Origin of the sequence: Streptomyces sp. NPDC093221, assembly GCF_044753885.1 — a bacterium.
Taxonomy (GTDB): Bacteria; Actinomycetota; Actinomycetes; order Streptomycetales; family Streptomycetaceae; genus Actinacidiphila.
In genome coordinates, this window is sequence record NZ_JBIVOA010000005.1 from 397,771 (window position 1) to 422,939 (window position 25,169).

General features: G+C 72.7%; 19 protein-coding genes. 5 read left to right on the forward strand and 14 right to left on the reverse strand.

Translation table 11 applies throughout. The features are described 5' to 3' along the window. Nucleotides 1–165: 165 nt before the first annotated feature. Both ACIQCJ_RS22160 and ACIQCJ_RS22165 read left to right on the forward strand, forming a co-directional pair. Nucleotides 166–1,083 carry an oxidoreductase gene (locus ACIQCJ_RS22160; protein WP_401853276.1) on the forward strand — a complete coding sequence of 306 codons (918 nt, stop codon included), beginning with the start codon at nt 166–168 and terminating at the stop codon, nt 1,081–1,083. A 112-nt stretch (nt 1,084–1,195) separates the two neighbouring features. Further along, nucleotides 1,196–1,918 carry a DUF4230 domain-containing protein gene (locus ACIQCJ_RS22165; RefSeq protein WP_402712284.1) on the forward strand — a complete coding sequence of 241 codons (723 nt, stop codon included), beginning with the start codon at nt 1,196–1,198 and terminating at the stop codon, nt 1,916–1,918. A gap of 272 nt (nt 1,919–2,190) precedes the next feature. Here the strand turns inward: ACIQCJ_RS22165 and ppdK are convergent, their stop codons facing one another. Further along, complete coding sequence (ppdK, locus tag ACIQCJ_RS22170) at nt 2,191–4,914, reverse strand: pyruvate, phosphate dikinase (protein WP_355344623.1); 2,724 nt, start codon at nt 4,912–4,914, stop codon at nt 2,191–2,193. A gap of 412 nt (nt 4,915–5,326) precedes the next feature. Further along, nucleotides 5,327–6,484: a tRNA dihydrouridine synthase DusB gene (dusB, locus tag ACIQCJ_RS22175; RefSeq protein ID WP_402712285.1), complete on the reverse strand. Its 1,158-nt coding sequence runs from the start codon at nt 6,482–6,484 to the stop codon at nt 5,327–5,329. A gap of 154 nt (nt 6,485–6,638) precedes the next feature. Here dusB and ACIQCJ_RS22180 point away from each other — a divergent pair, with 154 nt between their 5' ends. The 3 genes from ACIQCJ_RS22180 (at nt 6,639) to ACIQCJ_RS22190 (ending at nt 9,593) form a co-directional block, all read left to right on the forward strand. After that, the gene (locus ACIQCJ_RS22180) at nt 6,639–8,060 is read left to right on the forward strand and encodes an MFS transporter (RefSeq protein ID WP_402712286.1); all 1,422 of its coding nucleotides are present in this window, start codon (nt 6,639–6,641) and stop codon (nt 8,058–8,060) included. Continuing rightward, nucleotides 8,057–8,656 (forward strand): MarR family winged helix-turn-helix transcriptional regulator, encoded by a 600-nt coding sequence (locus tag ACIQCJ_RS22185; protein ID WP_402712287.1) that lies wholly within the window; start codon nt 8,057–8,059, stop codon nt 8,654–8,656. The genes ACIQCJ_RS22180 and ACIQCJ_RS22185 overlap by 4 nt, the downstream gene beginning before the upstream one ends. A gap of 121 nt (nt 8,657–8,777) precedes the next feature. Beyond that, the gene (locus ACIQCJ_RS22190) at nt 8,778–9,593 is read left to right on the forward strand and encodes a DeoR/GlpR family DNA-binding transcription regulator (protein ID WP_402712288.1); all 816 of its coding nucleotides are present in this window, start codon (nt 8,778–8,780) and stop codon (nt 9,591–9,593) included. Nucleotides 9,594–9,683: 90 nt separating this feature from the next. Here the strand turns inward: ACIQCJ_RS22190 and ACIQCJ_RS22195 are convergent, their stop codons facing one another. The 12 genes from ACIQCJ_RS22195 to ACIQCJ_RS22250 all read right to left on the reverse strand — a co-directional run bounded on the left by ACIQCJ_RS22195 (nt 9,684) and on the right by ACIQCJ_RS22250 (nt 24,994). Then, on the reverse strand, nt 9,684–12,599 hold the full coding sequence (locus ACIQCJ_RS22195; RefSeq protein ID WP_402712289.1) for an FAD-binding and (Fe-S)-binding domain-containing protein: 2,916 nt from the start codon (nt 12,597–12,599) through the stop codon (nt 9,684–9,686). Between the two features lie 172 nt (nt 12,600–12,771). Then, nucleotides 12,772–12,984 carry a hypothetical protein gene (locus ACIQCJ_RS22200; RefSeq protein ID WP_402712290.1) on the reverse strand — a complete coding sequence of 71 codons (213 nt, stop codon included), beginning with the start codon at nt 12,982–12,984 and terminating at the stop codon, nt 12,772–12,774. A gap of 159 nt (nt 12,985–13,143) precedes the next feature. Then, nucleotides 13,144–14,604, reverse strand: a complete 1,461-nt coding sequence (locus tag ACIQCJ_RS22205) for an aldehyde dehydrogenase family protein (RefSeq protein WP_402712291.1) — start codon at nt 14,602–14,604, stop codon at nt 13,144–13,146. A 183-nt stretch (nt 14,605–14,787) separates the two neighbouring features. Further along, nucleotides 14,788–15,849 (reverse strand): cyclase family protein, encoded by a 1,062-nt coding sequence (locus ACIQCJ_RS22210; protein ID WP_402712292.1) that lies wholly within the window; start codon nt 15,847–15,849, stop codon nt 14,788–14,790. Continuing rightward, nucleotides 15,846–16,877, reverse strand: a complete 1,032-nt coding sequence (locus ACIQCJ_RS22215) for an alcohol dehydrogenase catalytic domain-containing protein (protein WP_402712293.1) — start codon at nt 16,875–16,877, stop codon at nt 15,846–15,848. Before ACIQCJ_RS22215 ends, ACIQCJ_RS22210 begins: the two co-directional genes overlap by 4 nt. After that, on the reverse strand, nt 16,877–17,764 hold the full coding sequence (locus tag ACIQCJ_RS22220) for a shikimate dehydrogenase family protein (protein WP_391047439.1): 888 nt from the start codon (nt 17,762–17,764) through the stop codon (nt 16,877–16,879). The genes ACIQCJ_RS22215 and ACIQCJ_RS22220 overlap by 1 nt, the downstream gene beginning before the upstream one ends. Next, complete coding sequence (locus tag ACIQCJ_RS22225) at nt 17,761–19,218, reverse strand: FGGY family carbohydrate kinase (protein WP_402712294.1); 1,458 nt, start codon at nt 19,216–19,218, stop codon at nt 17,761–17,763. Before ACIQCJ_RS22225 ends, ACIQCJ_RS22220 begins: the two co-directional genes overlap by 4 nt. Nucleotides 19,219–19,307: 89 nt before the next feature. After that, nucleotides 19,308–20,252: a 2-deoxy-5-keto-D-gluconate 6-phosphate aldolase domain-containing protein gene (locus tag ACIQCJ_RS22230; RefSeq protein ID WP_402712295.1), complete on the reverse strand. Its 945-nt coding sequence runs from the start codon at nt 20,250–20,252 to the stop codon at nt 19,308–19,310. A gap of 50 nt (nt 20,253–20,302) precedes the next feature. Then, a complete protein-coding gene (locus ACIQCJ_RS22235) occupies nt 20,303–21,388 on the reverse strand; it encodes an ABC transporter permease (protein WP_402712296.1) in 1,086 nt (361 codons plus the stop codon). Further along, complete coding sequence (locus ACIQCJ_RS22240) at nt 21,385–22,959, reverse strand: sugar ABC transporter ATP-binding protein (RefSeq protein ID WP_402712297.1); 1,575 nt, start codon at nt 22,957–22,959, stop codon at nt 21,385–21,387. The genes ACIQCJ_RS22235 and ACIQCJ_RS22240 overlap by 4 nt, the downstream gene beginning before the upstream one ends. Next, nucleotides 22,956–24,140, reverse strand: coding sequence for a sugar ABC transporter substrate-binding protein (locus ACIQCJ_RS22245; RefSeq protein ID WP_401853306.1), 1,185 nt, complete (start codon nt 24,138–24,140; stop codon nt 22,956–22,958). Before ACIQCJ_RS22245 ends, ACIQCJ_RS22240 begins: the two co-directional genes overlap by 4 nt. 59 nt (nt 24,141–24,199) lie before the next feature. Further along, complete coding sequence (locus tag ACIQCJ_RS22250) at nt 24,200–24,994, reverse strand: DeoR family transcriptional regulator (protein ID WP_391047450.1); 795 nt, start codon at nt 24,992–24,994, stop codon at nt 24,200–24,202. Nucleotides 24,995–25,169: the final 175 nt, after the last annotated feature.

A 25,169-nucleotide genomic window follows, 5' to 3' on the forward strand; every position in this document is an offset into this window, starting at 1 on the left:
CTGCCCCGCCGGGGCGGGTGGTGACCTGCGGGAGCGCGGTGGTTGGTCGCGCAGTTCCCCGCGCCCCTTAAAAGATCAGCCCACCACCCACCGCAGAGGAACCGTCCAGGACGGGACCCTACGCCCTACCCTGACGGGTAGTCAGGTGCGAGGGAGGGGGACGTCATGAGCTGGACGGCGGAGAGCGTTCCGGACCAGTCCGGAAGGACGGCCGTGGTGACGGGCGCGAACACCGGCATCGGTTACTGCACGGCCAGGGAACTGGCCCGCCGCGGCGCCCGCGTGACGCTGGCGTGCCGGGACGCGGAGCGCGCGACGGCGGCGCTGAAGCGCCTCCAGGCCGAAGTGCCCAACGCCCAGGCGGTGTTCAGGCCGCTGGACCTGGCCGACCTGGGAAGCGTGCGGGCGTTCGCGGAGGCGTACGAGGAGCCGTCGCTGGACCTGCTGGTCAACAACGCCGGGGTGATGGCACTGCCGTACGGCCTGACGTACGACGGCTTCGAGAAGCAGTTCGGGGTGAACCACCTGGGGCACTTCGCACTGACGGGCCTGCTGCTGCCCCGGCTGCGGGCGGCGGACCGCGGGGCCCGGATCGTCGTGGTGTCGAGCGTGGCCCACGTGCTGGCCGGGGTGCGTCTCGGCGACCTCAACGCGACCCGCGGGTACCGCCGTTGGACGGCGTACGGCCAGTCGAAGAGCGCGAATCTGCTCTTCGTGCACGAGCTGTCGCGGCGGCTCGCGGCGGCCGGTTCGGGGATCGTGGCCGCGGCGGCGCACCCCGGTTACGCGGCGACGGACCTGCACACGCGCGGGGCGCTGATGGAGGGCCGCAAGGGCGTGGAGCGTGTCTACGTCTTCGGCAACCGACTGCTGGCGCAGTCGGCCGAGCGCGGGGCGCTGCCCACGCTCTACGCGGCGACGGCGCCCGGTGTCGCCCCCGACTCCTTCACCGGCCCGCGCGCGCCGGGCCTGCGCGGCGCGCCCGCCCGCGCCTGGCGGCTGCCCAGGACCCGTGACGACGTGACCGGCGAGCTGCTGTGGGAGGCGTCGGAGCGGCTGACGGGGGTCACGTACGCCCTGTGAGCCGCCGGGCGCGACCCCGGACCGGCCGTACCAACTCACCTATGTCGAGCGCACGTTCGGCTCATGGAATCGCCGAGCGCGGGTACCCGGCACTTCAGGAGGTGACGCGGTCATGGCGATCAGTGGTGCTGCGGGACGTATGCCCTGGTGGGCGCGGACAGCTATCGGAGTGGTCGTACTCGCGCTGCTGTTCCTGTTGCTCGGCAAGGCCAATCTGCTGCCCGGTATACCGAATCCGTTCGCGGAGAAGGACAAGGACCGCAGCGGTCCCGTCCTGTTGAAGTCCATCCAGGACATGAACCGCTTCGAGGGCGCGAGCGGCAACTTCGAGGTCGTCGTCGACCTGGAGAAGGACGCCAAATTCCTGCCGTCCGCGGTGCGCGGCAAGCGCACGCTGTACGTCGGCGCGGGCAGCGTCGACGCGTACGTCGATCTCGGTTCCGTCGGCAACGACGCGGTGAAGGTCTCCGCCGACCGCAAGTCCGCGACGATCCGCCTGCCGCACGCGGCACTTGAGCGGACCTCGCTGGACACCAAGCATTCCTACGTCGTCTCGCAGCAGCGCGGCTTCTTCGACCGGATCGGCGACTTCTTCGGCGACAATCCGGGCAACGCCCAGCAGCTCAACGAGCTGGCCGCGCAGAAGATCCAGGACGCCGCCAAGCAGACCGAGTTGGGCGCGCGGGCCGAGACCAACACCAAATTCATGCTGGAGCACCTGCTGACCTCGCTCGGCTTCGAGCACGTGAACGTCGACTTCGGCCCGCCCCCGAAGACCGCCCCGACGCCCAGCGGCAGCGCGACCCCCACCACGGCCAGCCCCACGTCCTCCTGACCCCGTCTCAGACAGTCGCCAGGGCCGCACCGCTACGGTGCGGCCCTGGCGACCTTCTTTGTGCTCATCGCGGGTGCGCGCCTCGGATCGTGGGCGTGGGACGCCGCGGCGCCGGCATGGCCGGGCCGTGCCCCGGCGTACGTGAAAGCGCCGGGGGCGGCGCTTCCGCACGAAGCGTCGCCCCCGGCGGGGTGGGGTCGGGAACGGGTCGCCGGTCGGTGAGGGTGCCCCCAGGGCAAGGGGCGTCCGGCGGCGGTCCGGGCCCGGCCCGGTCAGGTGGTCGGCGTGGGGGGACGGGCGGCGGCGCGGCCGGCCTCCAGGCGGGCGACGGGGATGCGGAAGGGCGAGCAGGAGACGTAGTCGAGCCCGACATCGTGGAAGAAGTGGACGGACTCGGGGTCGCCGCCGTGCTCGCCGCAGATGCCGAGCTTGAGGCCGGGGCGGGTGGCACGGCCGGCCTCGCAGGCGGAGCGGACCAGCGCGCCGACGCCGTCGCGGTCGATGGTCTCGAACGGGGAGACGCCGAAGATGCCCTTCTCCAGGTAGGCGGTGAAGAAGGACGCCTCGACGTCGTCGCGGGAGAAGCCCCACACGGTCTGGGTGAGGTCGTTGGTGCCGAAGGAGAAGAACTCGGCGGCCTCCGCGATCTGACCGGCCGTCAGCGCGGCGCGCGGCAGCTCGATCATCGTGCCGATGGCCATGCCGAGCGAGGCGCCGGTGGCCGCCTCGACCTCGGCGATGACGCGGTCGGCCTCCTCGCGGACGATCTCCAATTCCTGCACGGTGCCGACCAGCGGGATCATCACCTCGGGGCGCGGGTCGCCCTTGACGGACTTGCGGTGCGCCGCCGCCTCCGCGATGGCCCGTACCTGCATGGCGAACAGGCCGGGGATGACCAGGCCGAGGCGTACGCCGCGCAGGCCCAGCATCGGGTTCTGCTCATGGAGCTTGTGGACGGCCTGGAGCAGCCGCAGGTCGTTCTCGTTGGCGTCCCTGCGGGACTCGGCGAGCGCGACCCGTACCGACAACTCCGTGATGTCGGGCAGGAATTCGTGCAGCGGCGGGTCCAGCAGCCGTACGGTCACCGGCAGTCCGTCCATCGACTCGAACAGCTCGATGAAGTCGGCCTTTTGCAGCGGCAGCAGCGCGCCGAGCGCCTCTTCCCGCTCGGTGTCGGTGTCGGCGAGGACCAGTCGCTCGACCAGCTCGCGGCGCTCGCCGAGGAACATGTGCTCGGTACGGCACAGGCCGATGCCCTGCGCGCCGAAGCGGCGGGCGCGGTTGGCGTCCTCGGCGTTGTCGGCGTTGGCGCGTACTTGCAGCCGGCGGACCCGGTCGGCGTACGCCATGATCCGGTGCACCGCCTGGACGAGTCCGTCGGCCTCGTCGGCCCCCGCGTGCATGCGGCCCTCGAAGTACTCGACCACCGGGGACGGTACGACGGGCACCTCGCCGACGTACACCTTGCCCGAGGAGCCGTCGATCGAGATGAGGTCGCCCTCCTCTATCACCACGCCCCCCGGCGCGGTCAGCCGTCGCCGCTTGGTGTCGACCTCCAGCTCCTCGGCGCCGCACACGCAGGTCTTGCCCATCCCGCGGGCGACGACGGCGGCGTGCGAGGTCTTGCCGCCGCGGCTGGTGAGGATGCCCTCGGCGGCGATCATGCCGTTGAGGTCGTCGGGGTTGGTCTCGCGGCGGATCAGGATGACCTTCTCGCCGGACCGCGACCACTTGACGGCGGTGTACGAGTCGAAGACCGCCTTGCCGACGGCGGCGCCGGGCGAGGCCGCGATGCCCCAGCCGATCCGGCGTACGTTCCCGCTGTCGGCGACCGTGTCGTCGAAGCGCGGGAACATGAGCTGCGCCAACTGCGCGCCGTTGACCCGTTGCAGCGCCTCCGCCTCGCTGATCAGGCCCTGGTCGACGAGCTGGGTGGCGATTCTGAAGGCCGCCGCCGCGGTCCGCTTGCCGACCCGGGTCTGGAGCATCCACAGCTTGCCGCGCTCGATGGTGAACTCGATGTCGCACAGGTCGCGGTAGTGCGTCTCCAGCGTCTCCATGATCGAGATGAGCTGGTCGTACGACGCCTTGTCGATGCCTTCGAGGTCGGCGAGCGGCACGGTGTTGCGGATACCGGCGACGACGTCCTCGCCCTGGGCGTTCTGCAAATAGTCGCCGTACGTGCCCTGGTGGCCACTGGCCGGGTCGCGGGTGAAGGCGACGCCGGTGCCGGAGTCAGGGCCGAGGTTGCCGAAGACCATCGAGCAGACGGTGACGGCGGTGCCCAGGTCGCCGGGGATACGTTCCTGGCGGCGGTAGAGCTTGGCGCGCTCGGTGTTCCAGGAGTCGAAGACCGCGCGCACGGCGAGGTCCATCTGCTCGCGCGGCTCCTGCGGGAAGTCCCGGCCGGCCTCCTTGGCGACGATCGCCTTGAAGTCGTCCACGAGCTGTCGCAGATCGGCCGCGTCCAGACCGAGGTCGCTGTCCGCGCCCTTGTGCCGCTTGGCCTCGTCCAGCGCGTCCTCGAAGAGGTCGCCGTCCACACCGAGCACGGTCTTGCCGAACATCTGCACAAGACGCCGGTAGGAGTCCCACGCGAAGCGCTCGTTGCCCGCCTGCTGGGCGAGCCCGGCGACCGACGCGTCGGACAGGCCGATGTTGAGGACGGTGTCCATCATGCCGGGCATGGAGAACTTCGCGCCCGAGCGGACCGAGACCAGCAGCGGGTCGTCCGGCTGGCCGAGCTTCTTGCCCATCCGCTGCTCCAGCGCGTCGAGGTGCGCACTCACCTCGTCGCGCAGCGCGGAGGGTTCCGCGCCGGTTTCCAGATAGACCCTGCACGCCTCGGTGGTGATGGTGAAACCCGGAGGGACGGGCAGGCCGAGGTTGGTCATCTCGGCGAGGTTCGCTCCCTTGCCGCCGAGCAGGTCCTTGAGGTCTTTGTTGCCCTCAGTGAAGTCGTAGACGAACTTCTGCTTCTTCTGTCGTGCCGACACGGGACTCGACTCCTCGCGACCGGGATGCCCTGACGGCGGGGAGCGTACCCAGGTCGAAGGCGCCGCAGTGCGTCCATGACCTCGACACACGGCGGTAACCGCCCGTCTGCCGGTGTCTCCGGGGCGGGGGGCCCGCCGGCCGGTGTTCGCACTCCGTTCACGAGTCGAACGGACGGTTTCACTCCGGTGGTCGCTTCGGCGACTCGGTCTACGGAGCGTCACGTGGCGCCGTGCCGCGTGGACACAGCGGGGGTGGCACCGCGTGCCATGCTTTCGGAAGGTGCGACACCCCTCTTCGCGCTCGTTTGAGCGCAAGCCCTATCAACCGTGGCGCGAATCACGCCTCGCGTCTCACATGCTGGACGGCGGCCAGGGCCCGCTCCGGCCGTGGGCGGCCGGCGTTCCCGGACGGTTAGCCGCCCGAGGTGTCGGATTCGGCGTCCTCCGTGAGCACGGCGCAGTCGTACGGGTCGTTGAGCCAGCCGTCCGGGAGGACGACCCGCTTGCCGGGGGCGGTACGGCCGCGCGGGCCGTCGGCGTGCGCGGGCCAGGACTGGGTGAGGTCGAGACCGCCGAGGTGCTCGTCCATCTCGGCCAGCGACGAGGCCGTGGCCAGCGCCCGGCGCGCGTCCGAGCCGACCGAGAAGCCCTTGGTGTACCAGGGCACGTGCTTGCGGAAGTCGACGACACCGCGTGCCTCGTCCCCAATCCACTCCCCCAGCAGCTCCGCGTGCCGCCGCATCACCCGCGCGACCTGCCCGAAGTCGGGGGTGGCGGGCGCGGCGCCGCCCTCGAAGGCGGCGACCAGGTCGCCGAAGAGCCAGGGCCGCCCGAGGCACCCCCGGCCGACCACGACACCGTCGCAGCCGGTCTCCCGCATCATCCGTACCGCGTCGTCCGCGCACCAGATGTCGCCGTTGCCGAGCACCGGGATCTCGGGCACGTGCTCCTTGAGCCGCGCGATGGCGTCCCAGTCGGCGGTGCCGCCGTAGTGCTGGGCGGCGGTGCGGCCGTGCAGCGCGACCGCCGTCACGCCCTCCTCGACCGCGATCCGGCCCGCGTCGAGATACGTGAGGTGGTCGTCGTCGATGCCCTTGCGCATCTTGATGGTGACCGGCAGGTCGCCCGCGTTGCCGACCGCCTCGCGCAGGATCGCCCGCAGCAGATTGCGCTTGAACGGCAGCGCGGACCCGCCGCCCTTGCGGGTCACCTTCGGCACCGGGCAGCCGAAGTTGAGGTCGATGTGGTCGGCCAGATCCTCGTCCACGATCATCCGCACGGCCTTGCCGACGGTCGCCGGGTCGACACCGTAGAGCTGGATGGAGCGCGGTGTCTCCGAGGCGTCGAAGTGGATGAGGTGCATGGTCTTCTCATTGCGCTCGACCAGCGCGCGCGTCGTGATCATCTCGCTGACGAACAGCCCCTTCCCGCCACTGAACTCGCGGCAGAGCGTGCGGAAGGGCGCGTTGGTGATGCCCGCCATCGGGGCGAGCACGACCGGCGGCCACACGGCGTGCGGGCCGATCCGGAGGGTTTCCGGGCGGGTGAGCGTGGCGGCGTCAGCGGTCATGCCGTCCATTGTCGCGTACTCGCGCACGGCCCTCGGCCGAGATTGGTTGTACGATCAAAATGATTCTGGTCGTACAATCGTTGGTGTCAGCACCTATGCCGCCGCCCCCGTACCGGCGACGAGCGCCAAGAACCGACAAGAGGAGCCCGGACGCATGCCTGAGCTGACGCACCGGCGTCGGATGCTCATCCTGGGGATCTGCTGCATGAGCCTGCTGATCGTCAGCCTGGACAACACGATCCTGAACGTGGCGCTGCCGTCGATGAGGCGGGACTTCCACGCCTCCGTCTCCGGCCTCCAGTGGACGATCGACGCGTATCTGGTGGTGATCGCCTCACTGCTGCTGCTCTCCGGCTCCACCGCCGACCGGCTCGGCCGGAAGAAGATCTTCCGGATCGGGCTGGTCTTCTTCACGCTCGGTTCGCTGCTGTGCAGCCTCGCGCCCGGTCTCGGCTGGCTGATCGCCTTCCGGATGATCCAGGCGGTCGGCGGCTCCATGCTCAACCCGGTGGCGATGTCGATCATCACCAACACCTTCACCGACGCCCGCGAACGGGCCCGCGCCATCGGCGTGTGGGGCGGTGTCGTCGGGATCAGCATGGCGGCCGGACCGATCGTCGGCGGCGCGCTGGTGGAGACCGTCGGCTGGCGGTCGATCTTCTGGATCAACCTGCCGGTGGGCGTGCTCGCCCTGATCCTCACCTCGCGCTACATCCCCGAGTCCCGCGCGCCCCGGCCGCGCCGCGTCGACCCGGTCGGCCAGGTGCTGGTCATCGCGCTGCTGGGCTCGCTCACCTACGGCATCATCGAGGGCTCGGGCGCGGGCTGGACCTCCCCGCTGATCGTCGGCTGCTTCGTCGTCACGGTGCTCGCGCTGCTCGGCCTGACGCGGTACGAGAAGCGGCGCACCGACCCGCTGATCGACGTGCGCTTCTTCCGCAGCGCGCCCTTCAGCGGCGCGACCCTCATCGCGGTCAGCGGCTTCGCCGCGCTCGGCGGCTTCCTCTTCCTCAACACCCTCTACCTCCAGGACGACCGGGGCCTGTCCGCCCTCGACGCCGGGCTCTACATGCTGCCGATGGCCGTGATGTGCCTGGTCTTCGCGCCGCTGTCCGGGCGGCTGGTCGCCTCGCGCGGCCCGCGCCTGCCGCTGATGCTCGCCGGTCTCACCATGACGGCCAGCGGCGTGATCTTCGCGGTGCTGGACGCCGAGTCCTCCAACGCCCTGCTGTTCACCTCCTACGTCCTGTTCGGCATCGGCTTCGGCCTGGTCAACGCCCCGATCACCAACACCGCCGTGTCCGGCATGCCCCGCGCCCAGGCCGGGGTCGCGGCGGCCGTGGCGTCCACCAGCCGCCAGATCGGCCAGTCGCTGGGCGTCGCCGTGATCGGCGCCGCGCTGGCCGCCGGAATGCCGACCACCGCCTGGTGGATCATCTCGGGCTGCGGCGCCTCCGTCCTGCTCATCGGTACGCTCACCACCGGACGCTGGGCCCGCGGTACGGCCGAACGCGCGGCCGATCTGCTCGTGCCCGAAGAAGACGACACCCCCCGAATCCCGGTGAGCACCTCATGACGACGACGCCAGAAGCCACGAGTTCCGTCGGTACGGTCTCCGGTCCTACGGTCTCCGCCGGTCGTACGGCCTCCGCCGACGCTGTCTCCGTTGACGCTGTCTCGGCCGACGCTGTCACCGTTGACGCTGTCTCCGGCGGCGGGGAAACCGGCCGTACGGACGCGGCCGGCCCGGCGGACGCGGCCGATGCCACCGCGGAGCGGATCTGGCGCAATCTGCGCACCTACGTACTGGAGCGCAACGAGCGCCGCAAGGAGACCTCGGAAGCGCTGGGCATGAGCTTCTTCCGGGTCAAGGTGCTGCGCCGGGTCGCCGCTTCTCCCGCCCGGCTCAGCGAGTTGGCGGCCGAGCTCTCCTCCGACCGCCCGTACACGACGCTGGTGGTGGACGACCTCGCCAAGCGCGGTCTGGTCGAGCGGCACGAACACCCCGCGGACCGGCGCTCCAAGATCGTGACGGCCACCGCCGAGGGCCACGCCGCCGCGGATCGCGCCAACGCCATCATGGGCGCCCCGCCGGAGTCGCTGAGCGCTCTGTCGGCCGCCGATCTGACGGCGCTCGACCGCATCGTGGCGGCCCTGGCGGCCCAGGACTGAGCCCGCCTCGACCACCGCTTCGACCGCGGCTTCAGCCGCCGCCGCGGCCACCGTTTCAGCCGCCGCCTCGACCGGCCGGCTGTCCCTGTCCCCGAGGGGGTGATGGTCTAAGGTCTGGACGGTGACGCCAGAAGCCGATGACCGCGCTGCCGAGGAGGCCAGGCCCGCGTTCCCCACCGAGCGCCGACGGGCCCTGGTGGAACTGCTCAGGGAGCGGCGCAGGCTGACCGTCGTGGAGATCTCGGAGCGGTTCCAGGTCACCGCGGAGACGGTGCGCAGGGACCTGGTGGAGCTGGAGCAGACCGGCGCGCTGCGCCGGGTGCACGGCGGCGCGATCCTGCTGGACAACGAGCACGGCATCCCCGGTCTCGCCCAGCGCACCCGGATCATGGCCGAGGAGAAGACGGCGATCGGCGCGGCGGCGCTCGCGCACATGCCGACCGGCGGCGCGGTGCTCATCGACGCGGGCAGCACCACCGGACGGCTCGCCGATCTCTACGCAGGCGGGCCGCAGTTGGTGGTGATGACCAACTCACTGCCCATCGCCGTCACGATGACCGGCAAGCCGGGCGCGGCCGTCTACACGACCGGCGGGCGCGTCCGCAACGACACGCTCGCCGAGGTCGAGATGCTGACGCTGCGGGCGCTGGACGAGGTAAAGGTCGACGTCGCGTTCCTGGGCACCTCGGGGATAACGGTGGACCACGGCTTCTCCACCTCGGACGTCTCCGAGAGCGCCGTCAAGCGGACGATGATGGCCTCCGCCCGGCGGGTCGTGGTGCTGTGCGACCACTCGAAGATCGGCACCGCGCTGTTCTCCCGTTTCGCGCCCGTGGACGGCCCCGACCTGCTGATCACCGACTCGGGAATCAGCGCCACGCAGCTCGCGGCACTGCGCGGCGCCGGCCTTGAGGTGCAGGTGGCCGAGCCGGTCTGACGTCGTCACGGCGTCGCCCGCACAGCCGTCGCCCGCCGAACCGTCGCCCGCTCAACCGTCGCCCCCCTGACCGTCCCCCCCTTAACCGTCTTAACCGTCGTCGCCGTCCTTCACCGCCCGGCCGTCGGACTCGTCGAGCGCGGACGCGAGCAGTTGGGCCAGGTGGACCGCTCCGGCGCCGGCCGCGAGGTCGTCGATCTGGGTGCGGCAGGAGAATCCGTCGGCCAGCACCGGGCCGGTGCGCTCCGCCGTCTCCAGCGCGGGCAGCAGGGCGGTCCGCGCGACGGCCACCGAGACGTCGTAATGGCCGCGCTCCACACCGAAGTTGCCCGCGAGTCCGCAGCAGCCGCCGACCGCCGTGACGTCGGCGCCCGCCGTGCGCAGCAGTTCCTCGTCCGCCCGCCAGCCCATCACCGCCCGCTGGTGGCAGTGCGGTTGGGCGACGGTCCGGACGCCCGACAGGTCCGGGGGGCTCCAGCCGGGCGTACGGCTCAGCAACTCGGCCAGGGTGACGGTGAGATCGGCCACCCGCCGCGCCCTGGGGTCGTCGGGCAGCAGCTCGACGCCGTCCCGGCGCAGCACGGACGTGCACGACGGTTCGAGGCCGACGATGGGCACACCGTCGGCGACGGCCGGTTCAAGTGCCGTGTACGTACGGCGCAGTTGTCGGCGTGCGCCGTCGAGCTGGCCGGTGGAGATCCAGGTCAGCCCGCAGCAGACCTGACGGCCGGTCAACTCGACGGCGTATCCGGCCCGTTCCAGTACGCGAACGGCCGCCGTGCCGACCTCGGGCGAGAACGACTGGGTGAAGCTGTCCACCCACAGCAGCACGCGGGGGCGGGACGGGCGCGGGCCTCGGGCCTCGCGGTCGGCGCGGGCGTCGCGGGCGTCGCGGTCGGCGCGGAAGGACGCCCGGAAGGTGCGGCGGGCGAAGCGGGGCAGCCCGCGCCGTCCGTCGATTCCGCCGAGCCGCTTGACCAGCGCGCCGACCCACCGGTTGCCGAGCAGCGCGTTGCTGACACCGGCCAGCCGGGTGGCGAGCCCGGCGGTGCGCGGCAGCCAGCCCAGCGAGTAGTGCGTCACCGGGCGGAGCCTGCGCCGGTAGCGCTGGTGCAGCACCTCCGCCTTGTACGTGGCCATGTCGACGCCCGCCGGGCAGTCGCTCGAACACGCCTTGCACGACAGGCACAGGTCCAGTGCCTCGTGCACCGCCGGGTCGGCCCAGCCGCCGTCCACCAGGTCGCCCCTGATCATCTCCTGGAGCAGCCGGGCCCGGCCGCGGGTGGAGTGCCGCTCCTCCCCCGTCGCGAGGTACGACGGGCACATCGCGCCGCCCGAGGTCGTGAGGTCGGCGCGGCACTTGCCGACCCCGACGCAGCGGTGGACGGCGCGGGTGAGGTCGCCGGAGTCGTGCGGGTACGCGAACGCGCCGGTGACGACGGGCAGTTGCGGCCGGACCCGCAGGTCGGCGTCGAGCGGCGCCGGGTCGACCAGCACACCGGGGTTGAGCAGGGCGCCGGGGTCCCAGACCGCCTTGACCGCGGCGGCGGCGCCCAGCGCGGCGGGCGAGTACATCCGGGCGAGCAGTTCGCCGCGGGCGCGGCCGTCGCCGTGCTCGCCCGACATCGAGCCGCCGTGCGCGGCCACCAGGTCGGCGGCGTCCTCGAGGAACGCCCGCATCCGGGCCGCGCCGCCCTCGTCCCGCAGACCGAAGTCGAAGCGGCCGTGCACACAGCCGTCGCCGAAGTGCCCGTACAGCAGGCCGTCGTAGTGGTGCTGCCCGAGCAGCGCGTCCAGGTCCCGCAGGTAGGCCCCGAGCCGTTCCGGCGGTACGGCGGCGTCCTCCCAGCCGGGCCAAGCGTCGGCCCCGCCGGGCGTGCGGCCCGCCAGGCCCACCCCGTCGGTACGAATCCGCCACAGCGCGGCGATCCGGCCCGGGTCGGTCACCACCTGGCCGTCCACCGCGCCGGACGCGGCCAGTACGGCGCGGGCAGCGTGCTCCGCCTCCGCGAGGCTCGCGCCGCCGGTCTCCACCAGCAGCCAGCCCGCGCCGCGCGGCAGCGCGGGCACGGCGGCGGCCCCCTTACGGCGGACCACGACCTCGACCAGCCGCCGGTCCATGCCCTCGACGGCCAGCGGGCCCAGGGCCACCAGCGCCGGGGTCGCGTCGGCGGCGGAGGGCATGTCGGGGAAGCCGAGCACCGCGAGCGCGCGGGCCGCGGGCGCGGGCACCAGCCGTACGGTGGCGTCGAGCACCAGCGCCAGGGTGCCTTCCGAGCCGACGAGCGAACTCATCACGTCGAAGCCGCGCTCGGGCAGCAGCGCGTCCAGCGCGTAGCCGGACGCCTGGCGCGGGAAGCGGCCGTACTCGGTCCGCAGGACGGCCAGGTGCGCGTCGGCCGTCTGCCGCAGCCGGGTGTTCAACTCCGCGTCCGACGTACCGTGCTGATCGGCCGTCACCTGGCGGCCGTCGGCCAGCAGCAGCCGGGCGGACACCACATTGTCACGGGTGTTGCCCCAGGCCACGGCGTGCGCGCCGCAGGCGTTGTTGCCGATCATCCCGCCGATGGTGCAGCGGTCCGCGGTCGACGGGTCGGGTCCGAGCAGCAGGCCGTGCGGCGCGGCCTCGCGCTGGAGGCGGGCCTGGACGGTACCGGCGCCCACGGTCGCGGTACGGCGCTCGGGGTCGATCTCGGCGACCGCGTCGAGCGCGGTGAGGTCGAGGACGACGCCGGGGCCGATCGCGTTGCCCGCGACCGAGGTTCCGGCGCCGCGTGCCACCACGGACAGCCCGAGCCGGTGGCAGTGGGCGACGGTGTCGACGGCGTGCGCCGCCGACTCCGCGCGCACCACGGCGACCGGGGGCACCCGGTAGTTGGACGCGTCGGAGGAGTACAGCGCACGGGTGCCCGCGTCCAACCGCACGCTGGGGCCGAGCAGTTCGCGCAGGCGGCCGGCGCCGCCCGCCGCGTCGCCCGGCCCGTGGGGTGCGTTCGGCTTGTCCATCGCGTTCGTTCCGTTCCTGTCGTCGCTTCCCCGCCGCGTCCGGACGGCGGGGCCACGAGGTCGTCGCCGCGAGGTCGTGTCCCGCCGCCGTCACCACGACGGCGGCACCCCGCGGCCGGCGGGGCGTCGGTACCGGTCCCGCCCACCTCTTCGGCGCCGCCCGGCGACCCCGTCACGCGGCGGAGTCCCGGTCGGCGGCGAGGTGCCCGCGCCGGTCGTCGGGCGGGCCGTCCTCGTAGTAGACCGCCTCGGCCGGGCAGACCGGCTCCCACGCGCCGCGGTCCACCCGCTCGTCCGAGTGGATGTACGGCGCCCGCGCGCCGTCGCCTGCGCGGTCGGCCGGGCGTTTTCGCCGGTGCGCGCCGTGTCGGGCGCGGCGGCGCACGCGCGTCCGGTCATTCGTTGGCCAGGTCATTCGTTGGCCAGGTCACTCGTTGGCCAGGACATCGGGCCGACCGGCCGCTCCCCCCTTGGTGCGGCCGGTCGGCCTCCCCCCGGGCCCGCGGACGTGGCGGCTTCCCCTCCGCGTCCGCCCGCGGGCCGGTCATGACGCGCTGCCGGGCGCTGACGCCTGGTACACGCTCTTGGTCCAGGTGAAGAAGTCCACGGCGGTCTGTCCCTGCTCGCGGTAGGTGTTGGTGGAGGAGTCGCCGACCCCGCCGAAGGGGACGTTCAGCTCGACCCCGCTGGTCGGCCGGTTCACCTTGATCACTCCGGCCCGCACCTCGGAGCTGAACCGGTGCACGGTGTCCAGGTCGTTGGTGACCACACCGGCCGTCAGGCCGAAGCGGGAGTCGTTGACCAGGTCGATGGCCTGGTCGAGGCCCGTGGCGTCGAGCACCGCGACCACCGGGCCGAAGACCTCCTCCTGGGCGACGGTGTCGGCGGGCCGCACGCCGGTCAGCACCGTGGGGCCGAACAGCAGGCCGTCCGGGTCCGCGCCGCCGACCACGGTCCTGGCCCCCTCGGCCAGGGCCTTGTCCACGTAGCCCAGATCGGTGGCGAGTTGGGCGGCGCTGACCACAGGGCCCATCCGTACGCCGTCGGTCAGTCCGTCGCCGGGCCGGTAGGCCGCGGCCTCCTCCCGCAGGGCGTCGAGGAAGGCGTCCTTGACGCCCGGCAGGCAGATCACCCGGCTGGTCGCGGTGCACGCCTGGCCGGTGAGGCCGAAGCCGCCCGCGGCGACGATGCGCGCGGCCACCGCGGCGTCGGCGTCGTCGCAGACCACGACGGCGTTCTTGCCGCCGAGTTCGAGCTGCACCCGGATGCGGCGCGGCGCGGCGGCGGTGTAGATGCCCGCGCCGACGCCCACCGAGCCGGTGAAGGTGACCGCGTCGATCCGCGGCGACGCGACGAGTTGGGCGCCGATCCGGGCGCCGGAGCCGGTCAGCAGGGTGAACACCCCGTCGGGCAGGCCGGCTTCCTGGAGCACCCTGGCCAGGTGCCAGGCGCCCGCGGGGGCTATCTGGGCGGGTTTGAGCACCACCGCGTTGCCGCTGACCAGGGCGGGCGCGGACTTCCAGGCGGGGATGGCGATCGGGAAGTTCCAGGGGGTGATGACCGCGACCGCGCCCAGCGGTTCGCGTCGGCTGTAGACCAGGTCGGTGCCCGCGGCCGAGGGGTACGTCGTGCCGCCGATCCGCCAGCCCTCGCTGCCGTAGAAGCGCAAAATGTCGGCGGCCCGCGCGACCTCGCCGCGCGCCTCCGCGAGGGTCTTGCCCTCCTCGCGGGTGATGTCCCGGGCGGCCTCGTCCGCACGGTCGTCGAGGAGCGCGGCGGCCCGCTCCAGAATCCGGCCGCGGGCGGGGGCCGGGGTGCGTCCCCAGTCGCGGGCGGCGGCGTGAGCGGCGTCCAGCGCGCGCTCCACGGTGGCGGCGTCGAGGTCCGCGCTGAGGCTGACCCGCTGACCGGGGACGGCCGGATTGTCCCGTACCGCCGTCGGGGCGCCGGTCCATCGCCCGCCCACCAGGGACTGAATCTCCAGGACGTCCATGCTGTCGGTCATCTCCTGTGGTTCTCAAGGCCGTTGGGGCCGTCGGAAGTCGTCGGTGGCATCGGGTCGTCGGTGACGTCGGATCGTCGGTGACGTCGGGTCCTCGGTGGCGTCCGATCGTCGGTGGCGTCGGGTGCTCGGTGGCCCCGGTGGCCCCGGCGCCGTCAGCTCCTTCGGGTCGTACGGGTCCCCGCGTCACTTCAGCGCGAGAGCGTTGGCGGTGGAGCCCGCCGCGCCGGTGAGGTGGAGCGGGGCCGCGGTGAACAGCCCCTCGTGGACGCCGTCCTGGGCGCAGTCCTCGGCCAGGGCCGCGAGGTCGAACAACTCGCCCACCGCGAGCCCCAGTTCGGCGATCAGCGTGTGGTGCAGGAAGGTCTCGGGCCCGCTCATGTCGAACGGCATGGCCTCCACCGCGGGGCAGTCGGCCGCGACCGCGGACAGCTCCAGGCCGCGCAGCCACCGTCTGGTCTCCTGATCGACGGCCAGGCCCGGCGAGGCGAAGAAGCCCTCCGCCGCCAGCGCCTCGCGCGCCGCCCGGTCCAGCCCCTCGTACCAGCGCGTCCAGCCGAAGTGCAGCAACAGGACGTCGCCGGGCCGCGGTTGGGTGCCCTGCGCGGCGAGCGCGGCCGTCACGTCGGCCGCGGTGTAGGCGACCCGGCGGGAGCAGTCGCCGCCGTGCCGCCCATGTCCGACCAGGTCGGCCAGGACGAAGCGGCCCGCGATGCCGCGCCGCGCCCAGTGCTCGATGCCCAGCGGCCCCGCCGCCGCCGCGATGTCGGCGGCCCGGTGGCCGCCGTAATAGGTGCCGTCGGGGCCGCGCACGTGCGCCAGCCCGTCCCACTGCGAGGACCCCTGCGGGTAGAAGGAGTCGAGGCGGTCGTCGAAGCCGTTGCCGAGGTCGATACGGGTGTGGGTGTGGCGGCCCCTGCCGAGGATCGGCGGGTCGGGCAGGGCCAGGTCCCAGTTGAGCGAGAAGACCCGGCCCCGGGTCACCAGCGCGGCGGCGTCCCTGACCCGCTCGGGCGTCTGCCGCGCCACGGCGCCCAGTTCGCCGACGACGGCCTCGGCGGTGCCGGTGGTGCCGGTGGTGCCAGTGAGGGCCGACGTACCGGAAGCCGAGTCGTGCACGGCCGACGTACCCGAAGCCGAGTCGTGCACGGCCGACGCACCGGAAACCCCGGCCGTCGAAGCCGAGGCCGCACCGGATGTCCCGTCCTCCCGGCCCCCGTCGGGCTCCTCGCCCCGCGTGCCGGTCATGACGCGTCCACCGAGATCATGGCCTTCATGGCCACCTTGCCCGCCGCCGCGTCGGCCAGCGCCTTCGGCCCCTCCTCCAGCGCGTAGTGGTCGGAGACCAGGTCGTCGACCTCGACCGCGCCGCTGGAGACCAGCTCGATGGCGCGCGGCCAGGTGTGGGCGTAGCGGTGGACGGTGGTGAGGGTGAGTTCGCGGTAGCGGATCAGGGTGGACGACAGCGTGATCGTCGGCGCGGCGGGCACTCCGACCAGTACGGCCCGGCCGCGCGGCCGCAGCCGGGTCATCCCGTCGTCCAGCGCGGTGGGCGCGCCCGAGCACTCCAAGTAGCAGTCGAGGTCGGCGGCCACGTCCTGGAAGGCGGTGCCGGGGTCGGCGCCGACGTGAGCGGTCTCCACGCCGGGCGTGGAGTGCGCGAGCCGGGCCAGTCGGCGCTCGTCGACGTCCGCGACGATCACCCGGCCCGCCTTCTCGGCCAGGGCCACTCGCGCCACCAGGGTGCCGATCGGGCCCGCGCCCGCGATGAGCACCTGCTCGCCGGGGAGTACGGCGGCCCGTCCGACGGCCCATACTGCCACCGACAGCGGTTCGAGCAGGGCCGCCCGGGTCGCGGTCATCGCGGCGGGGACGGCGTGCACCGCGCGGCGCGGCAGCACCACCCGCTCGCGCGCCAGCCCGGCGTGCGGCGGCATCCCGAGGAAGCGCATCCGCGCGCACAGGTTGTACGTACCGGCCAGGCACTCGCGGCACCGGCCGCACCACAGGCCGGGTTCGACGGCGACCAGGTCGCCGGGGGCGAGGTCGGTCACCCGGTCACCGGTCTCCAGGACGGTGCCGGACGCCTCGTGGCCGAGCACGTGCGGCCCGGTGAGCCGGAAGGCGCCGATCCGCCCGTGCGCGTAGAAGTGGGTGTCCGAGCCGCAGAGGCCGACCCGCGCGACCGCGACGCGTACGTCGTCGGCGCCGAGCGCTTCCTCGTCGGTCTCGCCGAGCGCCGCGTCATGGGCGCCCCGCAGGGTGAGAGCACGCATCACGCCACCTCCGCGGCATCGCTCGCGTGCGCGAGCGGATCGGCGAGGTCCGGCGGATCGGGTTCGCCGGAGGGTTCGAGGGTCGGTTCGAGGCCGAGGAAGTCCGCGGTCGGCCCGAGTTGGTGGAGGAGCATGTGGACGCCGGGCACGACCGTGCATCCCGCGCGCCGCGCGTGGTCGAGCAGCCGGGTCCTGGCGGGCTTCATGATGATGTCGCTGACGGCCGTGGCGGGGCTGAGCGCGGCGAGGTCGACGGGCAGCGGATCGGCGGCGCGCATGCCGACCGAGGTGGTGTTGACCAGGACGTCGACGTCGGCGGCGGAGTCCCGCTCGCGCACCTCGCAGCGCACGGCCGGGTAGTGGCGGCCGACCTGCTCGGCCAGGGCGACGGCGCGGGCGGTGGTCCGGTTGCGGACGGCCAGGTGCGAGACGCCCGCGGCGGCCAGCGCCATGGCGACGGCGCGCGCGCTGCCGCCCGCGCCGAGCAGCAGCACCCGCGCGCCCTCCAGCCGCACCCCGTGCGCGCGCAGCCCCGCGACCAGGCCGGGGCCGTCGTACTGCCCGCCGAGCAGCCGCCCGTCGGGCAGCCTGCGGATGACGTTGCTCGCCCCGGCCCTGACGGCGTCCTCGGTGAGGTCGTCGAGGAGCCCGGCGATGTGCTCCTTGTGCGGCATGGTGACCCCGATGCCCGCCAGGTTCTTCCAGGCGCGCGCCGCGGCGACCGCCTGCGCCAGGTCCTCGACCCCGACCTGGTACGGCACCACGGCCGCGTCGATGCCGCGCTGGCGGAAGAAGCGGTTCATCACCTCGGGCGTGCGCACATGGGCCACCGGGTCGGCGAAGTGCGCGTAGATCCGGGTGTGCCCGGTGATGGGGTGGGACGTCATGATGCGGTGAACTCCGTCCAGTCGTCGATCCAGGTGCCGAGGTCGGGGATGAGTCCGCAGGCCAGCGCCGCCATCCGGGCGGCGCCGCAGGCGCCGGCCTCGGCGCCGACGGGCAGCCGGACCGAGCCGAGCACGCGGGCGCGGACGGCCCTGATGTAGCCGGACGTGTACCAGCCGCCCGCGGCGATCAGCGCGTTGCCGGGGCCGCCGAGCGCGTCGAGCAGGCCGATCGCGTCGCGGCAGCGCCAGGAGGTCAGTTCGACCAGGACGGCCCACGCCTCGGCGTCCGGCAGTCCGTGGAGGGCGGCCACCACGGCGGCCGGGTCGAGCGGGGCCATCGGCCGGGCCGCGCTGCCGAGGGTGACGGCGAATTCGGCCGCGCGGCCGGTCGCGGGCAGGCGGGCCGCGGCCCTGCCGAGCGCGTCGACGTCGGCGAGGGTCCGTTCGGTGCCGAGCCGGTCGTCGAGCAGGGCGCGCAGCAGGCGTCCGGTGCCGAGGACGCCGAAGAGGTAGTCGCGGCCGGGGACGATGTGCGGACCGCGCTCGAATCCGGCGGCCACCGCCCGGGTCAGCGGGCCGGGGTCCTTGGCGGCGGGCCGGGAGCGGATCAGCGCCTCCCCGGTGCCGAGGCTGTCGAAGCAGTCGTCGGGGTGTACGGCCCCGGCGCCGATCGCGCCCGCCAGGTGGTCGTGGCCCGCGACGGTGACGACCGCGCCGCCGACCAGCGGCAGACCGGCCCGCGCGGTGCCGGTGGGCGACCCGGCGGGCAGCAGTTCCGGCATCGCGGCGGGGTCGAGCCCCGCCCGGTCCACGCCGTGCTTCCACCACTCGCGGGCGGTCACGTCCATGAAGCCGCTGCGCGCGGCGAGCGACCACTCGGCGGTGGCCCGGCCGCCCGCCCAATGGGCGGCCCACTCCGGTACGTTCAGCCAGCTCACGGCCTTGCCTGTCGGGCCGGACCTCGTGCCGGAAGCGGTGGACGTAACCGTCCGGGGCCCGGCGGACGACGCCGACCGTCCGTCCAGTCGGGGCAGCAGCCACGCCACCTTGACGGCCGAGGCGCGGGTGGTGGGCCGCAGGCCGGTGGTGGCGGTGAAGCCGTCGCCCTGTTCGGCGAGGAGAGCGGCCAGTTCGTCCGCCCCGCTGGTGTCGAACCAGGCCACGGCCGGTGCGACGGGTGTGCCGTCGGCGGCGAGCGCGTACCCCGCCTCGGCCATGCCCGCGAAGCCGACGGCGAGCGCGTGGCGGCCGGGCAGGCGGTCGGCGAGCTGCCGGAAGAGGCCGTCCAGCGCGCCGGACAGGTCCTCGTGCCCGAGCACCGTCGTCCCGGCGGCGAGCCGCCACGGGGTGTCGGCCCTGACCACCGCCAGCTCGTGGCCGCGCTCGTCGGTGGCGCACACCTTCACCGTGGTGGTGCCGATGTCCACGCCGACGACGCATGCCGTCCTTGCCATCACAGCCTCCTCAGCCGAAGATCCGGAATCCGCCGCTTTGTCCTGTCTACCGGTCGCGCGCCCGTCCGTACGGCCACGGCACGGTCCGGTCAGCGCGCCGCGCTCGGCACGTCCTCTCCGAGCGAGTACGCGGTGACCAGCCGTCGCAGCCGGCCGGCGATCGAGGCGACCACCTGCTCCTCGTCGAGGTCCCCACGGAGATAGCCGTCGAAGGCGTCGATCCACAGGCTGCGACCGATGGCGAAGCCGATGTAGCCGTCCACCCCGCGGATCTGCCGCACCCACTCCTCGACCGCGTCCATGTCCGCGCCGCCGCCGAGCAGCACCAGGGAGGTCGGGTACGGCGCCCCGGCCCGGCAGTGGCCGGCGACCACCGCGTAGTCGGCCTCGGCGGCCAGCGGCTCCAGCTTCCACACGTGCGGCCACACGCCCGCGTCCTGGTACTCCGAGACCGTCCGCAGCAGCAGTTCCGTGTGGTGCGCGCGCTGCCAGCGCTCCTTGTCGCCGCCTTCCGCGGCGAGTTGCGCGTCGGTCGGCGGGACCAGCATCTCCAGCATGAAGGGCCGCCGGTTGGCCTGGCACCAGTCGAGCACCTGGCGGGCGCGGGCGGTCTGCCGGGCCCTGCGCCCGGCGGGCAGTTCGGGGTTGTGCACGATGAGCGCCTTGACCATGTCCGGGCCGAGCGCGTCCAGGCGGGCGGCGAAGTCGTCACCGCCGGTGAGGACGAACTCGCCGGTGTTGATGTCGAAGACCGGGGACCGGCTCTCCTCGACGGGCAGCACCAGGCAGCAACCGGCCTCCCGTACGCGGGGGATGGTCCGTTCGCCGTACTCCTCGTCTATCAGCACCCCGAGGTTGGCCGGGTCGGTGCCGCCTTCGGCGATCGTGCGGACCAGCGCGTCGAAGGCCAGGTCCTTCACCCGGCCGAACGCCTCCCGGCGTTCGGCGGCCGGCACCGCGTCACCGAACAGCCCGCGCATCACCGCCCGGTGGTCCATGGCCAGGACCAGGAGCGGATGGGGGACGTCAGTCATCGTGTGTCCTTTCGAGAGGGGGTGGGGCAGCGGCCGACCGGACGGGCGGGTCATGCCGGACCCCGGCGTTCACCGGTCCTGCGGCGGGCGACGAAGCGCGCGGCGAGGACGGCGACCAGCAGGGCGAGGCCGTTGAAGAGCGGCTGCACCCAGAACGGGACGCCGAGCAGGCTCAAGCCGTTGAAACCGACGGCGAGCAGCAGGATCGCGACGATCACACCGGGCACGTTGTAGAAGCCCGGACGGTAGGTGGTGACGCCCAGGAACGCGGCGGCGTAGGCGGGCAGCAGCAGGTCGGGGCCGAGACTGGGGGTCACGGAACCGGCCTGGCCGAGCTGGAGCACGGCGGCCAGCGAGACCAGCCCGCCGGCGCAGCCGAAGGCGAGGATCTTGTACCGGCCGGTGCGCACACCGGCCAGGAACGCCACGCGCTCGGAGCCGCCGATCGCGTACAGCCGGGCGCCGACCGGGGTGTGCTGGAGCAGGTAGAAGCAGATGACGGCCACGATCGCGACGATCCACACCGCCCAGGCGACCTGCACCGCGTAGCCGCGGCCGAGGGTCTTGGCCAGGCCGGGAACGGTGGTGAGGATGGCGCCGTTGCTGAGCATCAGGGTCATCGCGGAGAGCACGATTCCCATGCCCAGGGTCGCGATGAACGAGTTGATGCCGAACACCACGTTGAGCACACCGTTCCAGGCACCGGCCACCACCCCGCAGCCGGCCATCGCGAGGAACACCGCGGTCACCGGCCAGCCCTGGCCGGTCAGATAGGCGCCGAGCATCGCGCAGAAGCCGAGCAGATAGCCGACCGACAGGTCGAACTCGCCGACGATCAGCGGGAAGAGCACCGCCAGCGTCATCAGCGCGATCACGGACTGGCTGACCAGCAGCGAGGTCCAGTTCTGCCGGGTGGCGAAGTTGGGGGTGGCCATGCTGAACACCACGATCAGCACCACCAGCAGCACGATCTGGGCGTAGCGCTGGATGAGGGCTTCGCCGATCGTACGCAGGAGGCCGGCGCCGTGGGACCGCCCGGCAACCGGCTGCCGGTCGGCGGCCGGTTGCCGGTCGGCGGTCACGGTGCCCCCGGTCAGAGCGTCGGGCTTCGCTGTGTCGAGATCTTCTCTGCTCATCTCGGACCGTCCTCCTGTGGACTCGCCACGATCCTGGCCAGCTTGACGGGGTTGTCGGGGACGGGGATCTCCTGCGCCCCGGCGCCGGGGCGCAGCACCACCATCCGGTCGCAGTACGCGGTGAGCTGCTCGAACTCCGAGGAGAACAGGACCGCGCCCATGCCCTGGTCCACGCGTTTCCTGACCGCTTCGAACATCAGGAGCCGCGCGCCCGGGTCGACGCCGTTGGTCGGTTCGTCGAGCACCAGGACCTTCGGGTCGGTCGACAGCCACTTGCCGAGCAGCACCTTCTGCTGGTTGCCGCCGCTGAGGCTGCCGAGGGAGGCGGAGGGGTCGCGCGGCCGTACGTCGAGTTCGCGGATCACCCGGCCGATCGCCTCGCGCAGCGCCGACCCGCGGTGCCAGAAGCGGCGCAGCGAGGGGAGCGCGATGTTGTCGGCGACGCTCAGGACGGCGACGCCGCCGTGCGAGAGCCGGTCCCTGGGCAGCAGCGCCACGCCCTGCCTGCGGGCGGTGGAAGCGGTCCAGGCGCGGGTGGGTTCGAACCCCCGCAAGCGGACGGTGCCCGAGCGGGGCGGCACGCCGCCCGCGAGGAGATACGGCAGTTCGTCCACGCCGGAGTCGGGCAGGCCGGTGACGCCGACGATCTCGCCCGCGCGGATGTCGAGGTCCAGCGGGTCGAGCCGGTGGCCGGTCAGCCCGCGGATCTCCATCAGAGTCCGGTCCGCGCCGTCCACGGGCGGCGCCCCCGCGCCGTACGCCTCGCGGGAGCCGGGGGCGGCGGGCTCCTTGCGGTGCCCGGCCCCGGCCGCCTGCTCGGCGGCCAGCCGCTGCTCAGGGAGCATGTACTCGATGATCCGGGCCGCGCTGACCTCGGCGGACGGTCCCTCGTACTGCGTACGACCGGCCGCCAGCACGGTGAGGCGGTCGGCGTACTGGGTGATCTCGCCGATCCGGTGGGTGACCATGAGGACCGCCGTGCCCCGGTCGGCGAGCCTGCGGACCAGGCCGAGGACCTGCTCCGCGTCGTCCTGCCGCAGCGAGGCGGTGACCTCGTCGAGGACGAGGATGCGGCTGCCCTGTCCGGTGGCGACGGCGAGGGACACCATCGCCCGGTCGGCGGGGCCGAGTTCGGCGCAGGTGGTACGGGCGTCGACCGGCACCTCGTGCTCGTCGAGCAGCCGCTGCGCGCGCCGTACCAGCGCCCGGTGGCTGAGCCCGAGGGCGGGGACGCCCTCGAAGCCGCCGAGCAGCGCGACGCAGTCCGCGACCCTGAGCGTGTCGACCAGCGGCGCCTCCTGGTGGACGACGCCGACGCCCGCCGCGCGGGAGTCTATCGGCGACGACCACTCCTGCGGGGCGCCGTCCACCAGCAGGTGGCCGCTGTCCGGGCCGAACACCCCGCTCATGATCTTGATCAGGGTGGACTTGCCCGAGCCGTTCGCCCCGGCCAGCGCGTGCACCGCGCCGGGGACCAGGCCGAGTGAGACGTCCCACAGGGCCTGGGTGGCACCGAAGGTCTTGCACAGCGAGCGCGCCGCCATGACCTCATCGGTTGCCCGGGTGGTCACTTCGTGCCCCAGAGCTTGTGGTACTCGGCGGCGACGTCGAACGGCAGCTTCCACTGGTCGTTGTTGCCGATCATGTTGTCCTTGGTGAGCAGGACCGTGATCGCGCCCTCGTTGGCCGGTTCGACGGCGGGCTGCTTCTGCACCGTGCGGATCATCTGGTCGACGGTCGCGTAGCCGTACAGCGAGGGGATCTCGATGACGGTCGCGCCCTGGATGTCGCCCTCGCGGATGAACTGCCGGTTGATCGGGTCGCCGACCGCGCTGACCAGCTTGACCTTGGCGCCGAGACCGGCCTGCCTGATCGCGTTGACCTCCGCCGCGGCGGCGGCGTCGAAGCCGGTGTAGACGTAGGTGGCGTTCGCGTGCTGCTGGAGGGTCGAGACGGTACGGGTGCCCAGGGCGCCCGAGGCGATCTCGTCGGTGGTGAAGTTGACCGGCTTGAGCACCTTGCACGCCGCGCACTTCTTCATCTCGGCGACGAAGGCGTTGTACGTGACCGTGTTGGACAGGTACTCGCTGGTGATGACCGGCTGGACCACGGCGGTGCCCTTGGAGTCGGCGATCACCCAGTCCGCCTGCATCCGGCCGTTGGCGCCGTAGTCGGGTGCCACGTCGAGGTCGAAGTCGATCTGGCCGGGCTCCAGTTCGGGCTTGGGGTTGGGGGAGCCGGTGCCGTTGTTCATCGAGATCACCGGAATCCCGGCCTTCTTGGCTGCCTCCAGGCCCTGCTGGACGAGCTTGGAGTCGATGGAGACCGTGGCGATCACATCGGCCCGGTTGGAGACGGCGTTGAGGATCATGTTGTTCTGGGTACGGGCGTTGGACTGGCCGTCGTAGATCGTGGGCTTCCAGCCGAGGGTCTTCACGATGCCCTTGACCGCTTCGGCGGGGGTGTTGCAGCCGCCGATGGCGACACCGCACGGGATGATCGCGACCTTGATGTCCTTGGGCACGGTGACCGGCTTGTCGGTCGGTCCCGCGAAGGACTCGGGACCCTTCTGCGCGGCCTGCACCGCGGTGACGAACTGGCTGACGTCCTGGCTCTGCCCGGAGTCGGCCGCGCCGCTGTCACCGCCGGAGCCGTCGTTGGAGGGCGCGCACGCGGTGGCGAGCCCGAGCCCGATGCACGCGGCAGCGATGACCGCTGCCCTCGCCCTTGACGTGAGGACTGTGGAAGGCATACCTCGCTCCTTTGCGGTGGTACACGTCGCCGTGGCGGCGGTGTCTGCGGGATCGCTTGTCATGGGATCGGAACCACTTCGATCGCCAGCCCGGAGGACTCCAGGGCCCGCAGCAGTTCCGGTGGGGCGTCGGCGTCGGTGATCAGGAGATCGGGCTGGGAGGTGTCGGCGAACCGGGCGAAGTGGTCCTTGCCGATCTTGCTGCTGTCGCAGAGGACGACGGTCCGCTTGGCGGCGCGGATCATCGCCTCCTTGACCGCGGCCTCGGCCGGGTCGGGGGTGGAGAAGCCGTGCCGGGGCGAGACCCCGTAGGTGCCGATGAAGGCGACGTCGACGTGGACGCGCGCGATGGCGCCGAGCGCGGGGGCGTCGACCTCGGCCAGGGTGTTGGCCCGGACGCGGCCGCCGAGGGTGTGGACGCTGAGTCCTTGCTTGCCCGCGAGCGCGATCGCCGCCTGGAGGCTGTTGGTCATGACGACCAGCGAGGGACCGCCGGGAAATATCTCGGCCATGCGGCCGGTGGTGGTCCCGGCGTCGATGATCACCGCGCCCTCGTCGGGCATGTGCTTGACCGCGGCGTGGGCGATCAGGTCTTTCGCCACCGCCATCAGCCGCCTGCGCGACTGGAGGTCGGGGACGAGGTGCTCACGGTCGAGGAGGATCGCTCCGCCGTGCACCCGCTGGACGAGACCGCGGCGCTCCAGCAGCACCAGATCGCGGCGGATAGTCTCCGACGTCACCTCCAGCCGGTCGGCCGCGGCGACGACTTCGAGCCGCCCGTTGGCCTTGAGCTGGTCGAGCAGCGCTCGCCGACGTTCCTCCGCGAAGTGCGCGGATGTGCCGTTAACGCTCATCGCGGGCCCTTCCGTGCCAACCTCACTTTTGCTTCGTGTGGAATTCATACCTGTATCCACGCAATGCCACAAGAGGCTGCGCGAGGAAGAGTGTCCGAATGAGACATTCCGTGGCCGATGAGCGACTAAATATGACGACAGAGTGACAAGTTGATCACTCTGAGGAGCAGGAAGC

Bases quoted from the DNA above. Each gene is read 5' to 3' on its own strand.
- ACIQCJ_RS22160 (WP_401853276.1), top strand. From the start codon at position 166: ATGAGCTGGACGGCGGAGAGCGTTCCGGACCAGTCCGGAAGGACGGCC.
- ACIQCJ_RS22165 (WP_402712284.1), top strand. From the start codon at position 1,196: ATGGCGATCAGTGGTGCTGCGGGACGTATGCCCTGGTGGGCGCGGACA.
- dusB (WP_402712285.1), bottom strand. From the start codon at position 6,484: ATGACCGCTGACGCCGCCACGCTCACCCGCCCGGAAACCCTCCGGATC.
- ACIQCJ_RS22180 (WP_402712286.1), top strand. From the start codon at position 6,639: ATGCCTGAGCTGACGCACCGGCGTCGGATGCTCATCCTGGGGATCTGC.
- ACIQCJ_RS22185 (WP_402712287.1), top strand. From the start codon at position 8,057: ATGACGACGACGCCAGAAGCCACGAGTTCCGTCGGTACGGTCTCCGGT.
- ACIQCJ_RS22195 (WP_402712289.1), bottom strand. From the start codon at position 12,599: ATGGACAAGCCGAACGCACCCCACGGGCCGGGCGACGCGGCGGGCGGC.
- ACIQCJ_RS22205 (WP_402712291.1), bottom strand. From the start codon at position 14,604: ATGACCGACAGCATGGACGTCCTGGAGATTCAGTCCCTGGTGGGCGGG.
- ACIQCJ_RS22210 (WP_402712292.1), bottom strand. From the start codon at position 15,849: ATGACCGGCACGCGGGGCGAGGAGCCCGACGGGGGCCGGGAGGACGGG.
- ACIQCJ_RS22215 (WP_402712293.1), bottom strand. From the start codon at position 16,877: ATGCGTGCTCTCACCCTGCGGGGCGCCCATGACGCGGCGCTCGGCGAG.
- ACIQCJ_RS22220 (WP_391047439.1), bottom strand. From the start codon at position 17,764: ATGACGTCCCACCCCATCACCGGGCACACCCGGATCTACGCGCACTTC.
- ACIQCJ_RS22225 (WP_402712294.1), bottom strand. From the start codon at position 19,218: ATGGCAAGGACGGCATGCGTCGTCGGCGTGGACATCGGCACCACCACG.
- ACIQCJ_RS22230 (WP_402712295.1), bottom strand. From the start codon at position 20,252: ATGACTGACGTCCCCCATCCGCTCCTGGTCCTGGCCATGGACCACCGG.
- ACIQCJ_RS22235 (WP_402712296.1), bottom strand. From the start codon at position 21,388: ATGAGCAGAGAAGATCTCGACACAGCGAAGCCCGACGCTCTGACCGGG.
- ACIQCJ_RS22245 (WP_401853306.1), bottom strand. From the start codon at position 24,140: ATGCCTTCCACAGTCCTCACGTCAAGGGCGAGGGCAGCGGTCATCGCT.
- ACIQCJ_RS22250 (WP_391047450.1), bottom strand. From the start codon at position 24,994: ATGAGCGTTAACGGCACATCCGCGCACTTCGCGGAGGAACGTCGGCGA.